This window comes from Pseudomonas sp. RL (assembly GCF_000647775.1).
GTDB lineage: Bacteria > Pseudomonadota > Gammaproteobacteria > Pseudomonadales > Pseudomonadaceae > Serpens > Serpens flexibilis.
Map to the genome: position 1 here is coordinate 1 of NZ_JBOY01000218.1, position 2,265 is coordinate 2,265.

General features: G+C 69.6%; 3 protein-coding genes. All 3 read left to right on the forward strand.

Annotation, left to right across the window (positions count from 1 at the left end):
- The coding region (locus AS93_RS19870; protein ID WP_037010183.1) for an HAD-IC family P-type ATPase at nucleotides 1-578 on the forward strand (578 nt) is incomplete at its 5' end.
- Nucleotides 579-592: 14 nt separating this feature from the next.
- Nucleotides 593-1,054 (forward strand): DUF411 domain-containing protein, encoded by a 462-nt coding sequence (locus tag AS93_RS0118375; protein WP_027591927.1) that lies wholly within the window; start codon nucleotides 593-595, stop codon nucleotides 1,052-1,054.
- An 88-nt stretch (nucleotides 1,055-1,142) separates the two neighbouring features.
- Nucleotides 1,143-2,144 (forward strand): YncE family protein, encoded by a 1,002-nt coding sequence (locus AS93_RS0118380; protein WP_027591928.1) that lies wholly within the window; start codon nucleotides 1,143-1,145, stop codon nucleotides 2,142-2,144.
- The last annotated feature ends 121 nt before the right edge of the window (nucleotides 2,145-2,265 follow it).

The window sequence follows — 2,265 nt, forward strand, 5'->3', positions numbered from 1 at the left end:
CCGGGCTGCTGGCGGTCGCCGACCCGATCAAGCCGACCTCGAAACTGGCAGTCGAGCGCCTGCAGGCCGATGGCGTACGGGTGATCATGGCCACCGGTGACGGCCTGACCACCGCCCGCGCGGTGGCCCGCGAGCTGGGCATCGAGGAGGTGCACGGCGAGGTCAAGCCGCAGGACAAGGAGCGCCTGGCCGCCACCCTGCAACAGCAGGGTCACCGCGTGGCCATGGCCGGCGACGGCATCAACGACGCCCCGGCCCTGGCGCGCGCCGACATCGGCATCGCCATGGGCACCGGCACCGACGTGGCGATGAACAGCGCCCAGGTCACGCTGGTCAAGGGCGACCTGCTCGGCATCCTGCGCGCGCGCAGTATGTCGGTGGCCACCGTGCGCAACATGCACCAGAACCTGACGTTCGCCTTCCTCTACAACACGCTGGGCATTCCGCTGGCCGCCGGCCTGCTCTATCCGCTGACCGGCCTGCTGCTCTCGCCGCTGATCGCCGCGCTGGCCATGAGCCTGAGCTCGGCCTCGGTGGTGTTCAACGCACTGCGCCTGCGCAAGGTTTCCATCGACTGATCCGGAGAAGTTCCATGCACCCCAGACTGCGTATCGCAGCCCTCGCCGCCCTGCTGCTGAGCGGCGCCGCTCAGGCGGCCGAACCCCTGACCATCGACGTGCACCGCGACGCCAATTGCGGCTGCTGCAAGGACTGGATCGTCTACCTCAAGGACAACGGTTTCACGGTGCGCGACCACGTCGAGCGCGACATGGGCGCGGTCAAACAGAAGCTGGGCGTGCAGCCGCGCCTGGCCTCCTGCCACACCGGCGTGATCGACGGCAAGTTCGTCGAGGGCCACGTGCCGGTGGCGCAGATTCACGCCCTGCTCAAGCGCCCCGACCTGCGCGGCATCGCCGTGCCGGGCATGCCCGCCGGCTCGCCGGGCATGGACTACGGCCAGCCGCACGAGGCGTATCAGGTGCTCGGCCTCAACCGCGCCGGGCAGGACGAGGTGCTGGCCAGCTACCCGGCGCCGAAGGTGCCGCGCCGCTGAGCTGACGAAAACGTAATCGACGCTTCAGCCTGCCGTCAGCGGCGCTGCCGCAGGCTGGGGGTAGATCGCAATGCCAGAGGATTTCCCCATGCAATCCCGCCTGTTGGCGCTGGCACTGACCAGCGCCCTGTTCGCCGGCACGCCCGTGATGGCTGCCACCGTCTATGTCGCCAACGAAGGCGCCGGCAGCCTGACCATCATCGACGAGGACGCCGCGTCCACCCGCACCGTCGCCCTGGAGGTGCTACCCCACAACGTGGATCTGACCCCCGATGGCAAGTCCCTGCTGATTGTCGGCATGCCCGCTGGCCAGGCGCATGGCCACGGCGGGCATGGCGGGCATGACGAAGGCGGTCGCCTGTTGGTGCTGGATGCGCTGAATCCCGACGCCCCGGCAATCCCGATTGCCATCGGCGGTCACCTGGCCCACGTGGTGCCCGATGCCAGCGGCAAATGGGTATTCATCACCGATGCAGACAGCCATGCGGTGCTGGTCGTCGACCTCGTCACCAGGCGGGTCGCGGAGCGCATCGCGGTAGGTCGCTACCCTCACGGCCTGCGCCTGTCGCCGGACGGCCGCAGCCTGGCGGTGGCCAACCGCGACAGCGGCGATGTCAGCCTGATCGACGTGCAGCGCCGCAAAGAAGTCGCGCGCATCGCGGTCGGCAAGAAACCGGTGCAGGTCGCCTTCGCCCCCGACGGCCAGCGCCTGTTCGTGTCCCTCAGTGGCGAAGACGCGGTGGCGGCGGTCGATCCGCGTCAGCGCTCGCTGCTCGACACCTACCCGGTCGGCCCCGGTCCCATCCAGCTGTCCGTCTCGCCCGATGGCAAGCAACTGGTGGTGGCCAACCAGGGCAGCGCACAGGCGCCCGGACACAGCCTGTCGGTCCTGGATGCCCGCAGCGGCCGGCTCCTGGCCAGCCCGGAGGTCGGCAAGGGCGCCCACGGCGTGTCCATCGCCGAGGGCGGCAGCCGCGCCTACATCAGCAACGCCTTCGACGCCAGCGTGTCGGTGGTCGACCTGAACAGCCACCGGGAGTTGACCCGCTACCCGACCGCCGCTGGCCCCAACGGCATCGTGGCGCGCTGAGTTCGCGCACCTTCTTGACTCATAAGGACATCCGCTCGCATGCATTCCACGACTTCACGACGCACCTTGCTCAAGGGCCTCGCCGCCGGCGGCGCCTTCGCCGGCCTGGGCCTGTGGCGCC

Excerpts from the sequence above, each read along its gene's own strand:
- AS93_RS0118375 (WP_027591927.1), top strand. The coding sequence starts at position 593 with ATGCACCCCAGACTGCGTATCGCAGCCCTCGCCGCCCTGCTGCTGAGC.
- AS93_RS0118380 (WP_027591928.1), top strand. The coding sequence starts at position 1,143 with ATGCAATCCCGCCTGTTGGCGCTGGCACTGACCAGCGCCCTGTTCGCC.